Below are 18,716 nucleotides of genomic sequence, written 5' to 3'. Positions count from 1 at the left end.
TGCGGAAACCATCATCGGCTTAAAGGTTCGTAAAAATGTCGTTGCCGAACCCGACCAGACCGGCCTGCCCTGCATAGCCGAGATGACCCAACTGGAAAATGTCTTCAATGCTCTTGAGCATCGAGTAGTGGTTGTACTGCACTGTCGACACCGTGCCCGGTTTGATGAACTTCGAGATCATGACCGCACCCGTCTGGTCGCCGCCGAAGCTCTGCTTGGTCAGGTTGATCGTCAAGCCCTTGTACGCCAGCGACGAAGTCTGCGGGAACGCCGCCAGATTCGGACCCGGTTGCTGGCTGCAGCAGGTCGCGCCGGCGAATATCAGATCCTCGCCTGACGCAGACTGCGTCACGGTGGCGTAACTGCTTTCGTCGAAGTTGATGATCAACAGACCGTCCTGCTGGAACGCCGGTGAGGCGGTAATAATCGGCACCCACTTCTGCAGGAACGTGTTCGCGCTGACCAGTCCGCCCGGCTGACCGTTCACGCACGGCGAATCGTGACCGTCGTCGCACAGGCTCGGCGTAATCAGGTTGAAGTTGGCGGTGGTCGAGATCGATTGCAGATCAGTCGTGAGTTTGTTCAGGTTCACGACGTTCTGGCCGCAGTTCGGCGAATCGATAATCGAGTGGAAATACATGAACGGGTTGTGACGCGTTGCGTACTGATCGCCCAACGGCACGGCCGCGCTCGGCGCTTCTCCAACTTGCGTGAGATCGGTTGTGTTGAGCGTCGGATGACCACAGGTGGCGGCTTCGCGCGTGGGGTCATTGCCCATGTCGTCTTCATAGCCCTTCCATGTCAAGCCGGCGGCGTTCAGTTGGTCTGGCAACGTCTTGACGCTGGCCGGATACACGCAGCCTGAGCCGATCGCCTGACCATCCGGCGTCATGCCGGTGAGCGTGAAATCCTGGTAGATCGGGCAATCGTTATCCGTTTCCGGCGTCGGCGCCTGACCGCTGATCATCGAGATGTAGTTATCCAGACTCACGTGGCCCGTGCCGTAGTACTGCTGCACCAGCGCGCCTTGCGAAGCCAGCGTCTGCGACAGATACGGCGCCTTGCTGTTCGCGCCGAAGGTGGTCGCGTAGTTTTCGTTTTCGAGCGTGATGACGAAGACGTGCTTGATCTGCTGCTGTCCGGTCTGAGTCAGCGACGAGGACGACGATGATCCGCACGCGGCGACGATAGCGCCAATCAAGACAGCAGAAACGGCAGCGAAAAGTGTGCGCATCCAGGTGCGTTTTGACATTCCTTTCCCTTTTAATTGTGTTTTCCCGATCTGATTGAATCGATATACATTCAAATTACTTTGTATACCGAACTAAATCAGACTGAATCAATGGACCTGAAATTACTCGTGCGACCCATAGGCAAAAAAAGGCCTATCCCGCGATCAGAACCGCCGCTTTTTGGTGCAAAGCGAGGCTAACACCGCAGGTTAAATCGCACGTAGTCCATCTCGACTAGGGGGAAACGACGAGTGCAGTTGCACAATAAAAAGACATCGGCGAAAGGGTAATCAAGAACGATCTCGAGACGTGGCGGATCTTTGCGCTGCGCTGGCGCCTCAGGACACCTCAGCCGTCACACACTGAATCGATTTCACCTCACAGAACTCCGCGAGGCCGAAGCGGCCCAGTTCCCTCCCATTGCCCGATTGGCCATAGCCGCCGAACGGCGCATACGGATTGAATGCAGCGCCATTAATATCCACCTGCCCGGTGCGCAGCCGGCGAGCAATTGCCGTCGCCGCCCCCATATCACGCGACCAGATTCCGCCACCCAGACCGTAAGGCACATCATTCGCGATCCGTACCGCGTCGTCTACGTCTTCATACTGCATGACAGACAAAACCGGTCCAAAGATTTCCTCGCGTGCGATCGTCATTTCAGTGGTCACGTTGCCGAATACGGTCGGACGCACGAAGTAACCCGCTTCAGATCCCGCGATGGGATCCGCTCCGCCCGCGAGAAGCACGGCACCTTCGGCGACGCCCCGGTTGATGTAGTCGATCACGCGTGCGTGTTGTCGTGCGTTCGCCAGCGGCCCGATCTGCACATGCTCGTCACGCGGGTCCCCAACAATCATCGCTCTCGCGGCGTCTGCAACGTATGCAGAAACGGCTCCATAGAGACCGCGTGGCACAAGCAGGCGGCTGTGCGCGCTGCACGTCTGTCCGGCATTGACGAACGCCGCACGCAGCGCACCGGGAATTGCTTGCGAAAGATCTGCGTCGGCCAGCAGGATTGCGGCCGATTTACCTCCCAGTTCGAGGGTCGTGCGTTTGACTGTCGCCGCAGCAAGCGCACCGACCCGGCGCCCCGCCGCGGTCGACCCGGTGAACGAGATCATGTCGACATCCGGATGGCTCGCGAGCGCCTCACCGACCACCGGCCCCGTTCCATTGACGAGATTGAATACGCCCGGCGGCAGCCGCGCGTCGTGAATGATCTCAGCGAACATTGCAGCGCACGCCGGCGCCTCTTCCGACGGTTTCAGGATCACCGTGCAGCCTGCCGCAAGCGCATACGCGACCTTCGCTGCGATCTGATGCAACGGATAGTTCCATGGCGTGATGCACGCGACGACTCCGATTGGCTCATGGACGACCTGCGAATGACCAATCTGTTCAACAGCGTCGCACTGCTGCGCCAACTGCGCAGCGATCCCGAACGTGGCGATGGGCAAACCCACCTGCGCACGCCGCGAGAAGGCAATCGGTGTGCCGACCTCCCGCGTAATAGCCTGAGCCAGTTCTTCCCCTCGCGCTTCAAGGCCGGCCCGGATGGCAAGCAGATAGCGCGTCCGCTCGGCAGAAGATGTCTGCGACCAACTGTCGAATGCGTCGCGGGCCGCGGCGACGGCATGCGCAGCATCGTCAGCCGTGCCAAGCGACACTGTTGCGACCGGCGTGCCGTCGACCGGGTTATACACCGGGTGGGCTTCGCCGTCGGCGCGCTCAGACCACGTGCCGTTGATATAGGAACAGCTATAACGATCAGACATAGACACTCCTGAACTGCCTGGTTGAATCGATGTTTAGCGGGACGCGAACGCAGATATGCGCCGCGCGGGTCGGTCGAAGGCATCGCGAGCCGTTTTGGGCAACAACGGCTCAGGCAATGCCTCCTTTAAGAATGAGGTCGGCCGCCTTCTCGGCGATCATGATGGTTGGGGCATTCGTGTTGCCACCGACAAGCGTCGGCATCACCGAGGCGTCCACAACGCGCAGACCCATGAGACCCTGCACACGCAGTTGGTCGTCCACTACGGCGAGAGGGTCCGCACCCATACGGCAGGTTCCGACCGGATGATAGATGGTGTCGGCACGGCTTCTGATCTGACGCTCCAAGGCGTCTTCACTATCCTGTGGTGGATGCACGTCGCGCAACCGGTAGCGTGCGAATGCGGGTTGCTGCATGATTTTCTGTGTGATGCGATAGCCATCGATCAGCGTTCGCATGTCTTCCGGGTCCGCAAGGAAGTTGGGATGAATGACGGGGGCGAGTTGCGGATCGGTACCGCCCAGGGTGACCTGCCCTACCGATTTCGGCCGCAGCACGCACACGTGGCAACTCATGCCATAGCGCCCCGGATAGCGGCGTCGGCCATGGTCTTCCGCAAAACCGATGAGGAAGTGAAACTGCACGTCTGGCCGGTCGAGGTCGCCGCGAGTGCGGGCGAACCCACCCGCCTCCGCGAAGTTAGTCGTGAGCGGCCCGCGTCCATCGCGGCGCCATGCGCGGATCATGCCAGGCAGGCGGATCGCCTGCTTGAGCGTGATGCCAAACATGGAGTCGTCGTGCGTCTGATAGAGCGCAATGTAGTCGACGTGGTCCTGCAAATTGCGACCCACGCCCGCGAGGTGATGGCGCACCGCAATGCCATGGCGCTGCAATTCTTCCGCGGGACCGACACCTGAGAGCATCAGGAGTTGTGGCGTCTGAAACGCGCCTGCACACAAGATTACCTCGCGGCGTGCATGGATCGTGAAGTCCCCGCTCGCGCCGCGGCAATGCACACCCTTCGCAAGCGGTCCGTCGAACAGCACCTGCAGAACCTGCGTGTCGGTGAATACCGTCAGGTTGCTCCGCGCCATAGCCGGACGCAGATAGGCACGGGCTGTGCCATGCCGGACGCCATCACGCTGTGTTACCTGATAAAGACCGAAACCATCCTGTGTCGCACCATTGAAATCGTCATTGCGCGCATAGCCGGCTTCCCCCGCGGCGGTCACGAACGCGTGCGCCGCCGGATTCGGATCACGCAACGCGGCGACGTTCAGCGGGCCACCTGTGCCGTGCCACGCATTCTTTCCCAACTCGTAGTTTTCCGCCCGGCGAAAGTACGGCAACACGTCGTCGTAGCTCCAGCCACGATTGCCAAGCGCAGCCCAATCGTCGTAATCGGAAGGATGTCCACGCGTGTAGATCATCCCGTTGATGAGGCTGGATCCGCCCAGGCCCCGGCCGCGCGGCTGATAACCACGGCGACCGAGTAGTCCAGTCTGCGGGACCGTTTCGAACGCCCAGTTGTGCTTGCCGCGCCTGGGTACAACAGCGGCCATCCCGGCAGGACAGCGCACCAGCACGCTGTCATCGCGGGGTCCGCATTCGATCAGACATACGGACACATCTGAACGCTCGGAGAGGCGTGCCGCTAGCACGCTGCCCGCCGAGCCCGCGCCGACGATCACATAGTCGAAGCCGGCAACAAGGTTGTCTTCTTTCATGTCTCCTCTTCCCTCGCTAAAATCGTGCTTGATTTCCATAAAACGGAATCGGAACTTCGATTCCGTTTTATGGATAAAAAATCAACGCTCCTGCAAATTCAGGCTTCGTCGAAAATGCATTTGCATGGATGGGACAAGCTTGCGGCTCGTCAGCGAAAGCGGACCGGGATCGTTCAGCAGACTGTTGACGAGCATGCCGACGAGAAACTGCAATGCAACGCGCACTTCGAATTCGAGTGCCGCTAACCGGGGGGTACTCATTCGACGACCCGCGGCTAACACGTCGACAAGACGTGGCACGATCAACTTCAGACCTTCTTCGTTGGTTCGCTTGACGACATCCCAGGTTGTCTTGCGTTGCGACGACCGTAACAGCGATGCATGGTAAATCCCTCGATTGCGGCGGAACGCCAGAACATACAGGGCGACGACTGCGTCCGCGATGGTCCCGGGATCATTCGATTGCCAGACGGCTTCGTGTTCGACGACATCACGCAGGTACTCGAGCCCCTTGGTCATGACCATGTCCTGCACGACGTCAAAGAACACATCCTTGTTCTCAAAGCGGCGATAGAACGCACCAATCGATGTGCCTGCCTGTTCGACAATGCTGTTGATCGATAGGTCGTCGAGATTGCCGCTCGCCTCGATCAGCTCGCGCCCGACCTGCAACATCTTCGCGAGGCCCGCCTGGCTGCGTGCCTGGCGCGGCGTGGCGAGAACCAGCTGTGCGCTTCTACGGCGGCTCGATGGCATTGTCGTCATGCGGTGTTCGTCAGCAATGTCGTGGTAAGTCTTGAACGAAGCCGACGCAGGTGGTCCTGCGACGGCGCAATGAGTGTCAGAAAAATCGGAATATAGATTCCGGATTCCAAATCCTCGTCGATCATCGCGACTTTGTCAACACGACTCAGGGAAAGTACCGTGACTGCGCCGAAGGCACGGCGACAAATCCATCGGGGAACAGAAATCGATCGTCAACACGCCACACTCATGCTCATTCGAAAATTGAATCATCAAATTGACGTCGTGCATCCAGCAACCCTCGATAACGACTGCTCCGATGCAATTCTTGCAATCTTCCAATTCGTAGATCGCACTTGAATTAGTTATTGATACCACCTCCAATGTGCGCAAACACAACGATGCCGTTCGCGATAAAGCAGGAACGGCAGACCGGAGACATGCATTGACTATCGCTATTTGTTCCTCGAGACGCAGGTTGCGCCCACACACTTGAAGACGACGCGCGGTGGTTGAACTATCGCGAATCCGGATGACGAGGTTGATCCCCTGACCTGCCCGACCTTGCACGTGCGGCCCACTGCGCGCTGCGAGACCCACGCCATACCACGCCTTACCACACCCTGTGCTCCCGACCAGAACGTCTGGCCGGGACGGATACATTGAGTACTATTAAATGCTCGAATCAGAAAACGTCAGATTTGTACCGAGCGTGCCGCGGCCGCCCCTATCACAGGAAACCGGCGCTGGCTTATCGTCACGTCGCTCTTTCTCTTCATGCTGATCAATTTCGCGGACAAGGCTGTGCTCGGCCTCGTCGCGGTGCCGTTGATGCATGACATGCAACTGACCCATAGCCAGTTCGGCCTCGTCGGGAGCGCATTCTTCCTGCTGTTTTCACTCTCCGGCATCGGTGTCGGCCTCGTCGCCGACCGCATTGACGTCAAGTGGCTGCTTGCGGGGCTCGCATTCACCTGGGCGGTTGGACAGCTACCACTCGCCTGGCCCACCAGCTTTGCCGTGTTGCTGGGTTGCCGCATTCTGCTGGGTGCGGGCGAGGGACCGGCGTCGCCTCTCGCACTACATGTCGTCTACACCTGGTTCGATAACCGTGAGCGCAATCTTCCGACGACCCTTATCCAACAGGGCGGTACGGCAGGCGTGATTCTGGCGAGTCCGCTGCTGACCTATATCACCGGCCGCTGGCAGTGGCACGCCGCGTTCCTCGCGTTGGGGATCGCCGGTCTTTTATGGACCGTTCTCTGGTTGTGCGTTGGCAAGAGCGGCAACGCTCAGGGGGATGCGCCACGGATGCCCGAGCTGCGGCCGCATGTCGTGACTGGCCAACAGACGTCCGTTGGATGGCGGACCCTGCTCACCGATCGCACTGTCATCGGCGTGCTGCTGCAATGCTTCGCCGGCTACGTCGTGATCTCGATCGGTATGACATGGGTGCCGGCCTACTACCGGCTAGGGCTCGGTTTTCAGGCGAACCAGACCGGATGGCTCTTTGCGCTCCAGGTCGCCATGCAGATTCCGGTCGGCATTGCCCTCGCCGTCTTTTCGCACCGCCTGCTCAAGCGCGGCGCACCGTCGCGCTTTGCACGCGGCGCGCTGATTAGCGGCACCTGCATCGTGAGCGGTATTGCCTACTGCACGCTATATCTCAGCGCGCCTCCCCTCGCGAAGGTCGGTCTGATGGCCATAGCGAGTTCACTGGCCATGCAGGTCTTCACGTTCGGCCCGCTCCTCGTCGCGGAAGTCGCGCCGACTTCACGGCGTGGCGCGCTGCTCGCCATCACCAATTCGATCGTCACCACCGCGGGGCTCATTGCTCCCGTCTCAATGGGCAAGCTGCTCGGCCTTGTCGGCGAAAGCCGTGGCTACGAGATCGGCTTCGTCGTGACCGGTGCACTGCTGATCGCCGCAGGGGCAGCGGGGTTCGTGCTGCTCGATCCCCAGCGTTCGCGCCGGCGGCTTCACACAACGCATTAGTGCGTTTGAACCGTCGCGCCCGATTGAGCCAGCAGCACCAACTGAAACTGCATTTCGCAGCAAATCGCAGGGACCGTGCAGCACACGCATTACTTCGCCAGTTCAATAGATTCTAATCAACAAGGAGACACGAAGCATGCAGGCAAGTCATCGCAATCGGGTTGGAGCCATTCTTGGATTAATAGGCGCATGTGCATTGGGATCGGCCCAGATCGCCCATGCACAGAGCAGTGTTACGCTGTACGGTATCGTCGATGCTTCCCTCCTCTACACCAGTCAGACACCCAATGCGAAGACAGGCAAGGATGCAGGCCACCAGTTCTCGTTCACCGACGGCGGGGTCTCCGGTTCGCGCTTCGGCATGCGCGGCGTCGAAGATCTCGGCGGTGGCATGCGCGCAATCTTTGAACTCGAAAGCGGCATCAGCATCGCCAACGGCGCGCTGAGCAACTCCAACCGCAACGAGTTCGGCCGCCAGGCGTGGGTCGGCCTGGACAGCCACTTCGGCACGGTCAAGGCGGGTTTGCAGTTCTCGCCCTTCTTCCTTGCGGTGTACGACTTTGACCCGCGCGAAATGTCGTACTTCGGCAGCGGTCTCGTTGCCTACCTCAACAACGTCTACGCGACCGGCCTGTTCAACCCGAACGCGATTTCATACACGTCGCCGGAAATCGCCGGCCTGCAAGCCAGCGCGCTGATGGCACTGGGCGGCGCCGCCGGTGATTTTCAGGCCGGCCGCCAGTACTCCGCGAGCCTGCGCTATCACCTCGGTTCGCTGACTGTCGATGCGGCGCTCTACAGCGGCAACGCGGGCGGCAGCGCCGCGTCGATTGTGGTCCCGAGCGTGGTCGCCTTCGACGGCCGCGCACTCGGCGCCAGTTACGTATTCAACGACCTGATCGTGAAGGCCTCGTACGTGCAGTACAAGGTGGCAGGGTCGTTCAACGATCAGGTCTATTCGGGCGGCGCCAGCTACCACATCACACCTGCGCTGAACATCGACGCCGGCGTGTGGTACACCCACGACGGGAACAACCCGACCAACCATTCGGTGATGGCATCGACGGGGGTGGAGTATTCGCTGTCGAGAGCCACCATGATCTATGGGCAAGTCGGCTTGGTGAACAATCACGGCGCGATGCACACGGGCCTGTCAGTCAACAACGCGCTGAACGAAGTCACGGGCACGACCAGCGGCGTGAATGTCGGCATCCGGCACATGTTCTAGGGGGCACTGTGCGTCGTAGAGACGCAGTTCGTCGGCGATGATCGTCTGTACGCCGGGAACGGTGGCCAGCGACACCATGCACGCGGCGTCCGAGTCGGCGACGGCGCGCAGGTTGCGCCGAAAGTCGGGAGGCGTCCAAGTCCAATGGCTGACATTGACCCACTTGCCGGGAGACCAAACCTCCCCGCATTGGGTGGTTTGCTATCATTTGGCCCGTGCGTGGCACTACTCATGCATCAAAGTGCGCCGGCACCACCGCGATGAACTTGAACTTACCAATCCAAGTTGCGTTTCGCCGGTCATGCGCGGCACATACTAGCGCTGTGTCTTTCGCTAACCTGAAACGCACGTATTCAAAGGGCTCAAATGTTTAATCACTCCAGTGATCTTTCATCCTTCGGAAAGCGATGTGCAGCAATCGCCGTCGTGGTCAGCTTGTCATCATGGCTGTCGGTTTGTGCCGCCGCAGACAGCGTCGCTTCAGAACCGGCGCCCACAGCGCAAAGCGGCGCTGCGGTGGATAACGAAAGCGGCACCGTGAGTTTCATCGACAAGAAAAATTCAATCGTCGTTGTGACGACCACCGGCGGTCAGGAGCTCAGCCTCAACGCGAAAGATCATGCTGACGTGCTGGATCGCGTTCGCATCGGTGACAAGATCGCAATCAGCTATCAGGAGCCGTACGTCACCAGCCTGGCGAGCGCGAAACGGACACCGCTCACGCGCCTGACCCGCACTGTCAAAGTGACCAAGTCCGCAGCAGATGCCGGGCCAGACGGTTTCCAGGCTGTGCGGACGTATAGCGGCGTGGTGGAAATCACCGCGATCAATCATAAGCAGAATGTCCTGACCTTTGCCGAAAAGTCCGGTGCAGCTCACACGATCAAGGTGGTCGACCCGGCATTGGTGAAGGTCGTGGGCTCGCTGGCACGTCACGCTCATGTTCAGATCGGCTACGAATCCGGTGTCACAGTAACCTTCGTGCGCTAACGTCGGCCCCGCGCTCTTCGCCCAGCGCACAACCGGTTCATCGTCGCAGGCGTGGCGATCGCCGCCTGGACGCGCAGTGCGCCCAGGCCTCGGCATCGCACCTTGACATGGAGACATCATGACGTCATGATGTCTCCATGAACACCGACCGTAACAGCCAACTCCCGCTCTACGCGCAAGTCGAAGCGGTGCTCGCCGCGAGGATCGCGGACGGCACGTATCCGCCAGGCACCCAGTTGCCCAATGAAGCGAGCCTGCTGGCAAGCTTCGGCATCAGCCGCACCACGCTGCAAAAAACGGTGCAGAACCTGATTACACGCGGCTTGATCGAAATCCGCCGCGGCAAAGGCACCTTTGTCACCCAACCGCGACTCACTCAGCCGCTCACCGAACTGAGCGGCTTTGTCGAGGATATGCGTGCGCACGGCCGCCATCCGACCGCCCGGTTGCTGGCGAGGCAGATCGAAAACGCCAGCGACGCGGTCGCCGGCAAGCTGGCGCTCGAACCGGGCACGCCGGTCGTCCATATTCAGCGCGTGCGCATCGCCGACGGCACACCGCTCTCGTTCGACGAAACCTGGCTGCCGAAGGACATCGGCGAAAAGATCATCGAGAACGATCTGGAGGCGGAGCCGATCTTTACGCTGCTCGAAGAAAAGTACGGTATTCCGCTGATCGAAGCCGAATACCGGCTCGAGGCGATCGCCGCGAGCGAAGCCGTTGCGCAAGCCCTCGAGGTCGACACGGGCAGCCCGATTTTCCTGATCGAGCGAACGTCGTTTGGCGACGAAAACCGTCCCGTCGACTATGAAAAGCTGTACTACCGCGGCGACCAGATCCAGTTCGCTACCCGTCTCGCCCGGCGCATGCCGAACGCCCAATGACCGGCGCGCAGGCCGCAACGGATCTGAGCTACACACTGTGGCTCTTTGGCGTGTCGCTTGGGGCAAGCGCGCTGGGCGGCATACTCGGCATGGCAAGCGGCATTTTTATCGTGCCCATTCTGACCATGTTCGGTCACCTCGATATTCACGTCGCAATCGGCGCCAGCATCGTTTCGGTGATCGCCTGCTCGTGCGGCGGTGCCGCACCGTTCCTGCGCGGACGCTTGACCAATGTTCGCCTCGCCGTGGTTCTGGAAACCGCCACCACGCTGGGCGCCTTGTCCGGCGTGCTGCTAAGCGGGTTCATCCCGGTACCCGTGCTGTTTTTCATTTTCGCCGTCATTCTGCTGCTGTCCGCCCAGCAAATGCTCGCCCGGCGTGCCGACCCGATCGCCAGCCAACGTGCTAATGCTTCAGGCGCAAGTTCGTGGGGCGATTCGTTGCGTCTGGATTCGAGCTATCCGGATCGCACGCTCGGGCGCGACGTCGACTATCGCGTGCAACGCGTGCCCTTGGGCATGTCCCTGATGTATGGAGCGGGATTGATTTCGGCGTTGCTCGGCATCGGCAGCGGTGTCCTCAAGATTCCGGCGATGGATACGGCGTTGCGCTTGCCGATCAAGGTCTCGTCGGCCACCTCCAACTTCATGATCGGCGTAACGGCGGCGGCCAGCGCCGGCGCCTACTTCCTGCGCGGCGAGATCGTGACCGCCATCGCCGGCCCAGTGGCATTGGGGTCGGTCGTGGGCGCGGTGCTCGGCGCGCGCGTTCTCATGCGCGTATCGAGCGACAAACTGCGCCTGCTCTTCGTCGTGGTGCTCGCGGTGCTCGCCGTGCAGATGCTGCTCGAAGCATTCGGCGTTCACCTTTCTGGAGCGTCATCATGAGCCGCGTCGCGGCAGCCGGGGGGCGACTCGAACACTGGCTGGCGAGGCTCCTGCACTACGGCACGTGGGTGGCAGCGGGCACGATTGCGGCCGGTCTTGCAATTGATATTCCGAGCGGCCTCGAAAGCACCCTTGACAGCGCATTGCCTGGCACGCGAACTCCCGCGGGACTGCTTTCAATGCCGGCCGGCACGCATATCGTGACCGTTGGCATCGCGCTTTTTATCCTGCTACCCGTAATGCGGCTTATATTGATGTTAGGGATGTTCCTGCATCAACGCGACTACCGGTTCAGCGCGATTACCGCCCTCGTGCTGGTGATCGTTGCGGTGGGATTACTGGTCGGGGCAGTGTGATGTGTGCTGCACGAACGGCCCCGGGTATGATTCCGATCACACGCCGGTCAGCGCCCGATTCATCTCCGCGCTCCGTAGTTGCGTTTTTAAGTTACGTTTTGAAGTTTCGCAGCCGCGTTTCGTGCGGCACGTCTTCTAGCCACGAGAACCATCATGCCCGCCCAACACGACAAAGCCCCCACTGCCAGCACCACGCCGGGCAAGGCAAAGCGCTGGGATCTGTCCATCATGTCGCGCAATCTCCTGATGGTTGCGATCGGCGTCGTGGTCTTCGCGATCGTTGCGACCGTCGTGCTCTATGGCCCGATCACTTACGGCGACGAGATTCCCAACTTCGGCATCATTCTCATGCTGACCGTGCCGGTGATCGCGGGCGTGGCCTTCCGGGTGGGACTGGACGCCTGGCTGGATAGGGAGTGAACGCGCTCAACGGTAAGGTGTCAGCTCGCTGACAAACCTTTCCGCTGACCATCCGGCACGCATTGGCCCGTAGCCGGACGCCACGTTGGACGCAGCCGCATCGGGCTCAATCAGGACACGAGCGGCAACACCACCCACACCTCCAACCCGCCGCCCTCGCGCGCATGAAACTGCAGGCTGCCGCCGTGCAGCCGCGCGATCCGCTCGACAATCGCAAGGCCCAATCCCGTGCCGCCGCTATGCGCACGAGCATTGCGGCCGCGCTGAAACGGCGCTTTCAGTTGTTCCAACTCCTCTGCCGAAAGACCCTTACCGCGATCGCCGACCGCGAAGTATACCGCTTCGCCGGAAGCCCAACTTCGTACCGCTAGCCCCGTCCCGCCGTACACGATTGCGTTCTGCATCAGGTTCATCAGTAGCCGCATCATGCTGATCGGCCGGTACGCAACCGGCGGCAGGTTCGCGAGCGACAGCGCAAATTCGTGGCCCAGCCCCGCGAAATCACCCGCGAGCCGTTCGATCAACGCATTCAGATCGCCCGGCTCCGCCGCCTCACGCTCGCCACTGCCCGCGTAATCCATGAACTGCTGCAAGATCGTCTCGATCTGGTCCAGGTAAGACTCGGCGGCGACCACAAAGCTGCTGTCGCTGCCGTCCGGCATCGCCATAGCCATCGAAAGCCGCAGTTTGGTGAGCGGCGTGCGGATGTCGTGCGAGATGCCCGCCAGCATCAGTGCGCGCGTGGCCTCGGCTTGCTGCAACGCATGCGTCATCTGATTGAATGCACTGCTTACCGCTGCGATCTCAGTAGGACCATCTGTCGACAGCGGCGCGGGCGTTTCGCCGGCACTCACGCGGCGCGCCGCCTGCGTCAGCGCCTGGAGCGGCTGATTGAGGTGGCGCTGGATCACGTAGCCGGTCAGCGCCGCCAGTGCGCCCAACCCGAGCGACAGCAGGATCGCGGCGTCGAGTCCGGCGCCTTGCGCGTCCTCCGGAATCGGCAGCGCGATCCAGTACGGCGCTTGCGGCGCATCGGCCGGCGCATGCATGCGAATCCATAACCGTTGACCGCCTTCGGACTGCCAAAGCGCGGGCATGTCGGCAGGCAAATGTTCGCGCAAGCTGGCGAGGAACACGTTGCGCTGATAAGTGCGATAGGCGAGCATCAGACTGGGCGGCGGTTCAACCGCCGCTTCAGCAGGGCGTTGCGTGCGCGCGTCGAGGCGTGCGGTCAATTCGGCGCGCGCGCCTGACGGCGTAGCCCGAAGCAGGCTATCGAGCGTCGTCACATAGGTGGCGAACACCGCGCCCGCGCGCTCGACGCGGGGCCGCTGCACGTAATGCAGCAGCACACCGAGCGCGCATATCTGGCTCAGCATCACCAGTACGATCAGCAAGGCAATATTGCGCGCCAACAGCGTTTTAGGCAGCGCCCTGTACAGCCACGCGCGTGTCATGAGTCGACATCCGCGATCAGCATGTAGCCGACGCCCCACACGGTCTTGATGAAGCGCGGCTTCGACGGGTCGTCCTCGACGATCTGCCTGAGCCGCAACACCTGCACGTCGATGCTGCGATCGAGCGCATCGTGCTCACGCCCACGGGCGCGCGCCAGCAGATTGTCCCGGCTCACGGGCCGGTTCGGCGACGAGGCCAGCGCAACCAGCAGCAGCATTTGCGCCGAATGAATCTCCAGCAGTTCTCCCGCACGCGACAACTGCTGCTTGCCGACGTCAAGACTGAAATCGCCGAAACGCACACTCTGCGAGGTCACCGTGACATCGCCGGAGGCCATCTTCTGGCGGCGCAGCAGCGCATTGATCCGCGCCACCAGTTCGCGCGGCAGGAACGGCTTGGCGAGGTAGTCGTCGGCACCGGTTTCGAGGCCCGCCACCTTGTCGAGCGGATCGCCCTTCGCGGTCAGCATCAGGATCGGCAGCGTCTGCCCTTGCGCACGCAAACGGGCGCAGATGGCGAGGCCGTCCTCTTCGCCGATCATTAGATCGAGCACCAGCAGATCGAACGGCTCGCGCTCCAGATAACGGTCGAGCCGCTTGCCGTCTTCCGCGATCCGGACGTCGAAGCCGTGGCCGCGCAAGAAGCGCTGAAGCATGTTGCGCAGTTCGGCTTCGTCGTCGAGCACGATGATCTTGGCGGGGCGATCCATACGAAAGCTCCTCGGTTTAAGCGTCGGGGCGTGGCAAGTTTGCATCAAACGTCCTACGATCCCGCCGGAACCCACGCGGCTCAGTGCGCTGCCCCGCGTTCCTGCATAAATGCCGCGATCTGCGGCATCGTGATGTAGCCCGCTTTCTGCGTGTCGATTTCATCGAAATGCTTCGCGACCATCGGCATGCCCGCGGCGGCTTGCGCTTTGGTGAGCTTGCCGTCGTGCGTGGTGTTGGCGCTAGCGAAGCGCGTTTGCAACTGCTGCGCCATACGTTCCATGCGCTGGGGATTGCCGCCCTGCGGCGCGGCGGTTTGGGCGAACGTGACGGTGGATGCGCAGCACAGCAGCACAACGGCGAAAAACTTTTTCATGACTGATCCTTCGATTGAGTCATCGTGCGTCGCCTGCAATGTGCCGCGATCCGTTCGATGACAGGACGAATTCTTGGGCAAGTGCCGCCGGAAGGCAATGTCAGAATCATGTCGGTATATGTCATGGTTCTTCGCGATGTCGGCATCGCAGGTACGCGCTGCCGTCATAACACAGCATACGCTCCATACAAACGCACTCTTACGTCATAGCCTACTTTCACGCGACATTGAATGAAATAAGTTCGCGCTCCCGTTTCGAAGGCGGCTTGCGTATCTTTCGTCTGCCGGCGCTACAAGCACCCCCAGCACCCCCATCACCCAAGCGCCTCGACGGTTCGGAAAGACTGTCAAGCAATCCGAACCAGCCGCACTGCTTCTTCACCGGAAGACGCACCGCGCCGTTCAACGTCTCAGGAGTATCAAGTGAGTATTCGTCTCGTCTGCGCCTCGACCTTCACCGCCATCGGTCTCGCCTGTTCGTCGCCAGCGTTCGCCCGGGTGGTCGTCTACATGCCCACTGCCGTGGTCTACGCACCGCCGCCACGCCCGGTCTATTACTACGTGCCGGTCAAGCCGGTCTATGTCGTGGCGCCCCCGCCGGCTCCGGTTCCCGTAGCGGCCGGCACGCCCGTTCCGCTGCCTGCGAAACCCATTCCCCTGTACACGACGGTCGTGGTGCCTGCACCGACCAATTACGCAATCGTGCCCGCCCCTGCCGTCACCTATGCGCAACCTGTTATGGTGGTACCGCGTTAAGAGCGCCAAAGCGATTGATCAGACTACGGGCGGCTAACTCGATGTCAACTCAACATCGCGGAGCGCGGCACGCCACTTGCTGGATTCCACGGTACCGTCAGACGTGCCCATTGATTAGACCTATCTGTCCGCCTGCCGGCATCCCGCTTGCACCCTTGTATCGCCCATCCACCTCTCCTTCAGGAACGTTAGATGAGCCATCAGGAAATAGACAAAGAGATTGCCCATTTCGAACTCGTGTTCGGAAAAATTTCCACCAGCGATCGCATTCCGTTGTCGTATTGGCGAAATAGACTGACCATGCTTCCCAAAATGTTGCTGATGCCGATACAGCGCGCGCGCCTCACACGGCTCGACGCAGCGTTGCGCTTACTCGAACAGTCCGCGCATACGCTGGCGGCTGAGGAGCCGCCACGGGTTGCGCTCAGCCAATCAGGATCCGCGCGGCGAGCGCCAGCGCAAGGGCCGGCAGCATCACCACCACCCCCACTTTCAAAAACTTCATGAAGCTCACGTCCTCGCCTTCGCGGCGAATGGCGTTGAGCCAGAGGATCGTTGCGAGCGAGCCTGTGATCGACAGGTTGGGCCCCAGATCGACGCCGATCAGGAACGCATCGATCACGCGCTCGGGACTATGCGCCTGCGTCACGGTCGAACTGGCGATCAGACCCGCCGGCAAATTATTCATCAGATTGCTGCCAATTGCGATCGCGCTGCCCGCCCAGCCGGCCGTCGCCACCTCGCTGTGTTGCGTCGCCTCTTGCAGCAGATTGACGAATGTCGTGATGACGCCGGTGTGACCGAGCATCTCGACCAGCACGAACAAGGCGGCGACCAGCGGCAGCACGCTCCACGATATCTCCCTGATCATCGGCAGCGGCGATTTGCGCTCCTGGATCAGCACGACCGCGGCGGTCAGCGCGCCGAGTATCGCGGTGGGCAGGCCGAGCGGGACATCGAAGGCGGAAACCGTCAGCAGCACGACCGCCGTCACCGCGATACCCGCGAGCGCAACGCGCCCGCTCGACGACAGTTCGAGCGGCTCGAGATCGGCCTCGCAAGTCCCGGCGAGCGCTTCGCGCTGGGTCCAGCGCAACAGCACATAGGTCGCGACGATCGACAACAGCGAGGGCAACGTAAAGCGCATCAGCCAGGCGCCCAGCGCGGGCGTGTGATTGCCGTACAACACGATGTTGGCCGGATTCGAGATCGGCAGCACGAAGCTCGCGGCGTTCGCGATGAACGCGCAGACGAAGAGCAAGGGCAGCGGATGCGTTTTCGCTTTTTTAGCGGCGGCAAATACGGCAGGCGTGAGAACAACTGCAGTGGCGTCATTGGAGAGGAAGGCCGTGATGACCACCCCGACCAGATAGACCAGCAGAAAGAGCTTTCTCGGCGAGCCTTTGGCATGATTCACCGCGAACACGGCGACCCAGTCGAAGAGACCTTCGCGGCGCCCGACTTCCGATAGCACCATCATGCCGAACAGAAACAGGTAGACGTCCGTGCCCTTGCCGACTGCCTGAATTGCCAGATCGACGGGAAGCAGGCCCAGCGACACAAGCAATAACGCGCCTGCGACGGCCCACACGGCCTCGGGCCATTTGAACGGCCGGGTGATGACGCCAGCCGTGGCGGCAATGGCGATACCCCAGGAAAGGAAAACGGAATTCAACATGTAAGTCTCTGGATTCTGATGGTGCACGAACACGGTATTGGACCGCAGCATAACCCATGACCAGGATGCCGCAGGAGTTGGCCGCAAGTTACGGGCCACACCATTCAGACCTCCGCACCGTCTCATCCGATCCCCATTAGCGTCACGGCTAGAACAATCTGTTCTTTTCTACCCGGCTATTCAGTTTTCATTGGCATCCCTACTATCCGCATTCACACGCGAAACACCGCACGCAGCAAGTACCTCGACCCGTGAGCATGAGTCAATGAAACCCCACCCTTCAGACGTTAAGCACTACAGCGGCCCTGCCATCGCCTTGCACTGGCTAATCGCATTGCTGATCATCTGCGGGTTCTATATCGGCTGGATCATGACCGATATCCATGGCTTCACGCCCACCAAGCTGAAGTACTTCTCGTGGCACAAATGGATCGGCGTGACCGTCTTCGTGCTGGCCGTGGCACGCGTGCTGTGGCGCGCCACCCACCGCGCACCGGCGCTCGATAGCGCTACACCGACGTGGCAGAAGGCTGCAGCCCATCTCGTGCATGGCGTGCTCTACGTTCTGATGCTGGCGATTCCGCTATCCGGTTACTTCTACAGTTCGGCCTCGGGCATTCAGGTGGTGTATCTCGGCATCGTGCCGCTGCCCACGCTCATCGGCCCGGACCAGGCGCTCAAGGCAAGCCTGCGCACGGTCCACGTACTGCTCAATTACACGTTGCTGGCGCTCGTTTCCATGCATGTACTCGCGGCGCTCAAGCATCAATTCGTCGACCGCGACGGATTACTCGCGCGGATGATTCCGTTCCTCAAATGACACACAGGTGACAGGCGATTGGCTACAGCCTGTTGGCAATCTAATTCCCAGCGGTGTGCAATGAGCGCGCGTGGGTTCGATAGGATGCGTACCACTATGAAATCAAACTTTTATCACTCCGTTCTGGCCAGCGTCGCCGCTTTCTCTTTCTTCGGCGCAGGTCTTGCGCACGCCGATGTCGACACGACCAAAAGCACCGTCATTGCCACGACGAAGCAGATGAACGTGCCGGTGGACGGCAAATTCAGGAAGTTCTCGGCGCAACTGAATTTCGATCCGGCCAAGCCGACCGCCGGCAGCGCCAACGTGTCCATCGACACCAGCAGCTACGACCTCGGCGCGGACGACTACAACAAGCAGGCCCAAGGTAAGGAATGGTTCGATAGCGCCACCTACCCGGCCGCAACGTTCGTCTCGAGCGCGATCGCCCCGGCCGGTGGCAACCAGTACAGGATCACCGGCAAGCTCACCATCAAAGGCAAATCGCAAACCGTCGTGGTGCCGGTCACCATCGCGAGCCAAGGCAACACGCAAACTTTCGACGGCGCCTTGCCGATCAAACGGTCACAGTTCGATGTCGGCACGGGCGAATGGAAAGACACGTCAGTGGTCGCCGACGAAGTCGTCATCAAATTTCACATCGTCGCTTCGAAGAAATAACAGGCAACACCGAAGCGTCGC

Annotated in this window: 18 protein-coding genes; 10 read left to right on the top strand and 8 right to left on the bottom strand. The window is 60.8% G+C overall.

Annotated features, from left to right (window positions below; all coding sequences use genetic code 11):
* Positions 1-19: 19 nt before the first annotated feature.
* The 4 genes from PQQ96_RS09900 to PQQ96_RS09885 form a co-directional block, all read right to left on the bottom strand.
* Positions 20-1,252: an alkaline phosphatase family protein gene (locus PQQ96_RS09900; protein WP_408291216.1), complete on the bottom strand. Its 1,233-nt coding sequence runs from the start codon at positions 1,250-1,252 to the stop codon at positions 20-22.
* A gap of 318 nt (positions 1,253-1,570) precedes the next feature.
* Complete coding sequence (locus PQQ96_RS09895; protein ID WP_408291214.1) at positions 1,571-3,010, bottom strand: aldehyde dehydrogenase family protein; 1,440 nt, start codon at positions 3,008-3,010, stop codon at positions 1,571-1,573.
* A 109-nt stretch (positions 3,011-3,119) separates the two neighbouring features.
* The gene (locus PQQ96_RS09890) at positions 3,120-4,736 is read right to left on the bottom strand and encodes a GMC family oxidoreductase (protein WP_408291213.1); all 1,617 of its coding nucleotides are present in this window, start codon (positions 4,734-4,736) and stop codon (positions 3,120-3,122) included.
* An 81-nt stretch (positions 4,737-4,817) separates the two neighbouring features.
* Positions 4,818-5,501 carry a TetR/AcrR family transcriptional regulator gene (locus tag PQQ96_RS09885; protein WP_408291212.1) on the bottom strand — a complete coding sequence of 228 codons (684 nt, stop codon included), beginning with the start codon at positions 5,499-5,501 and terminating at the stop codon, positions 4,818-4,820.
* Positions 5,502-6,257: 756 nt separating this feature from the next.
* Here PQQ96_RS09885 and PQQ96_RS09880 point away from each other — a divergent pair.
* The 7 genes from PQQ96_RS09880 to PQQ96_RS09850 all read left to right on the top strand — a co-directional run bounded on the left by PQQ96_RS09880 (position 6,258) and on the right by PQQ96_RS09850 (position 12,240).
* A complete protein-coding gene (locus PQQ96_RS09880) occupies positions 6,258-7,475 on the top strand; it encodes an MFS transporter (RefSeq protein ID WP_408291210.1) in 1,218 nt (405 codons plus the stop codon).
* Positions 7,476-7,611: 136 nt separating this feature from the next.
* Positions 7,612-8,703: a porin gene (locus PQQ96_RS09875; protein ID WP_408291208.1), complete on the top strand. Its 1,092-nt coding sequence runs from the start codon at positions 7,612-7,614 to the stop codon at positions 8,701-8,703.
* Positions 8,704-9,069: 366 nt separating this feature from the next.
* Positions 9,070-9,693, top strand: a complete 624-nt coding sequence (locus tag PQQ96_RS09870; protein ID WP_408291206.1) for a hypothetical protein — start codon at positions 9,070-9,072, stop codon at positions 9,691-9,693.
* Positions 9,694-9,830: 137 nt separating this feature from the next.
* Positions 9,831-10,577, top strand: a complete 747-nt coding sequence (locus PQQ96_RS09865; RefSeq protein WP_408291204.1) for a GntR family transcriptional regulator — start codon at positions 9,831-9,833, stop codon at positions 10,575-10,577.
* On the top strand, positions 10,574-11,464 hold the full coding sequence (locus PQQ96_RS09860; protein WP_408291202.1) for a sulfite exporter TauE/SafE family protein: 891 nt from the start codon (positions 10,574-10,576) through the stop codon (positions 11,462-11,464). Before PQQ96_RS09865 ends, PQQ96_RS09860 begins: the two co-directional genes overlap by 4 nt.
* Positions 11,461-11,820 carry a DUF1634 domain-containing protein gene (locus PQQ96_RS09855; RefSeq protein WP_408291201.1) on the top strand — a complete coding sequence of 120 codons (360 nt, stop codon included), beginning with the start codon at positions 11,461-11,463 and terminating at the stop codon, positions 11,818-11,820. The genes PQQ96_RS09860 and PQQ96_RS09855 overlap by 4 nt, the downstream gene beginning before the upstream one ends.
* Before the next feature lie 153 nt (positions 11,821-11,973).
* Positions 11,974-12,240 (top strand): hypothetical protein, encoded by a 267-nt coding sequence (locus PQQ96_RS09850; RefSeq protein WP_408291200.1) that lies wholly within the window; start codon positions 11,974-11,976, stop codon positions 12,238-12,240.
* A gap of 110 nt (positions 12,241-12,350) precedes the next feature.
* On the opposite strand, the gene PQQ96_RS09845 is transcribed toward PQQ96_RS09850, so the two are convergent.
* The 3 genes from PQQ96_RS09845 to PQQ96_RS09835 all read right to left on the bottom strand — a co-directional run bounded on the left by PQQ96_RS09845 (position 12,351) and on the right by PQQ96_RS09835 (position 14,781).
* Positions 12,351-13,697 (bottom strand): ATP-binding protein, encoded by a 1,347-nt coding sequence (locus PQQ96_RS09845; protein WP_408291199.1) that lies wholly within the window; start codon positions 13,695-13,697, stop codon positions 12,351-12,353.
* Positions 13,694-14,407, bottom strand: coding sequence for a response regulator (locus tag PQQ96_RS09840; protein ID WP_408291197.1), 714 nt, complete (start codon positions 14,405-14,407; stop codon positions 13,694-13,696). Before PQQ96_RS09840 ends, PQQ96_RS09845 begins: the two co-directional genes overlap by 4 nt.
* 80 nt (positions 14,408-14,487) lie before the next feature.
* The gene (locus PQQ96_RS09835; RefSeq protein ID WP_408291196.1) at positions 14,488-14,781 is read right to left on the bottom strand and encodes an EF-hand domain-containing protein; all 294 of its coding nucleotides are present in this window, start codon (positions 14,779-14,781) and stop codon (positions 14,488-14,490) included.
* Positions 14,782-15,204: 423 nt separating this feature from the next.
* Here PQQ96_RS09835 and PQQ96_RS09830 point away from each other — a divergent pair, with 423 nt between their 5' ends.
* Complete coding sequence (locus PQQ96_RS09830; RefSeq protein ID WP_408291194.1) at positions 15,205-15,537, top strand: hypothetical protein; 333 nt, start codon at positions 15,205-15,207, stop codon at positions 15,535-15,537.
* 424 nt (positions 15,538-15,961) lie between these two features.
* On the opposite strand, the gene PQQ96_RS09825 is transcribed toward PQQ96_RS09830, so the two are convergent.
* Entirely contained in the window at positions 15,962-17,212 is a 1,251-nt protein-coding gene (locus PQQ96_RS09825) for an arsenic transporter (protein ID WP_408291244.1), read from the bottom strand.
* Positions 17,213-17,480: 268 nt separating this feature from the next.
* Here PQQ96_RS09825 and PQQ96_RS09820 point away from each other — a divergent pair, with 268 nt between their 5' ends.
* Together PQQ96_RS09820 and PQQ96_RS09815 are read left to right on the top strand one after the other, a co-directional pair.
* Complete coding sequence (locus tag PQQ96_RS09820) at positions 17,481-18,035, top strand: cytochrome b (RefSeq protein WP_408291192.1); 555 nt, start codon at positions 17,481-17,483, stop codon at positions 18,033-18,035.
* A gap of 96 nt (positions 18,036-18,131) precedes the next feature.
* Positions 18,132-18,695 (top strand): YceI family protein, encoded by a 564-nt coding sequence (locus tag PQQ96_RS09815; protein WP_408291190.1) that lies wholly within the window; start codon positions 18,132-18,134, stop codon positions 18,693-18,695.
* Positions 18,696-18,716: the final 21 nt, after the last annotated feature.

Source organism: Paraburkholderia sediminicola, assembly GCF_046027825.1.
Classification (GTDB): Bacteria; Pseudomonadota; Gammaproteobacteria; order Burkholderiales; family Burkholderiaceae; genus Paraburkholderia; species Paraburkholderia sediminicola_D.
The sequence above is the reverse complement of the archived record's forward strand: the minus strand, read 5'-3'. Positions and strand labels throughout refer to the sequence as shown.

Coding starts and splice junctions, on each gene's coding strand:
- PQQ96_RS09900 (WP_408291216.1), bottom strand. CDS start 1,252: ATGTCAAAACGCACCTGGATGCGCACACTTTTCGCTGCCGTTTCTGCT.
- PQQ96_RS09895 (WP_408291214.1), bottom strand. CDS start 3,010: ATGTCTGATCGTTATAGCTGTTCCTATATCAACGGCACGTGGTCTGAG.
- PQQ96_RS09890 (WP_408291213.1), bottom strand. CDS start 4,736: ATGAAAGAAGACAACCTTGTTGCCGGCTTCGACTATGTGATCGTCGGC.
- PQQ96_RS09885 (WP_408291212.1), bottom strand. CDS start 5,501: ATGACGACAATGCCATCGAGCCGCCGTAGAAGCGCACAGCTGGTTCTC.
- PQQ96_RS09880 (WP_408291210.1), top strand. CDS start 6,258: ATGCTGATCAATTTCGCGGACAAGGCTGTGCTCGGCCTCGTCGCGGTG.
- PQQ96_RS09875 (WP_408291208.1), top strand. CDS start 7,612: ATGCAGGCAAGTCATCGCAATCGGGTTGGAGCCATTCTTGGATTAATA.
- PQQ96_RS09870 (WP_408291206.1), top strand. CDS start 9,070: ATGTTTAATCACTCCAGTGATCTTTCATCCTTCGGAAAGCGATGTGCA.
- PQQ96_RS09865 (WP_408291204.1), top strand. CDS start 9,831: ATGAACACCGACCGTAACAGCCAACTCCCGCTCTACGCGCAAGTCGAA.
- PQQ96_RS09860 (WP_408291202.1), top strand. CDS start 10,574: ATGACCGGCGCGCAGGCCGCAACGGATCTGAGCTACACACTGTGGCTC.
- PQQ96_RS09855 (WP_408291201.1), top strand. CDS start 11,461: ATGAGCCGCGTCGCGGCAGCCGGGGGGCGACTCGAACACTGGCTGGCG.
- PQQ96_RS09850 (WP_408291200.1), top strand. CDS start 11,974: ATGCCCGCCCAACACGACAAAGCCCCCACTGCCAGCACCACGCCGGGC.
- PQQ96_RS09845 (WP_408291199.1), bottom strand. CDS start 13,697: ATGACACGCGCGTGGCTGTACAGGGCGCTGCCTAAAACGCTGTTGGCG.
- PQQ96_RS09840 (WP_408291197.1), bottom strand. CDS start 14,407: ATGGATCGCCCCGCCAAGATCATCGTGCTCGACGACGAAGCCGAACTG.
- PQQ96_RS09835 (WP_408291196.1), bottom strand. CDS start 14,781: ATGAAAAAGTTTTTCGCCGTTGTGCTGCTGTGCTGCGCATCCACCGTC.
- PQQ96_RS09820 (WP_408291192.1), top strand. CDS start 17,481: ATGAAACCCCACCCTTCAGACGTTAAGCACTACAGCGGCCCTGCCATC.
- PQQ96_RS09815 (WP_408291190.1), top strand. CDS start 18,132: ATGAAATCAAACTTTTATCACTCCGTTCTGGCCAGCGTCGCCGCTTTC.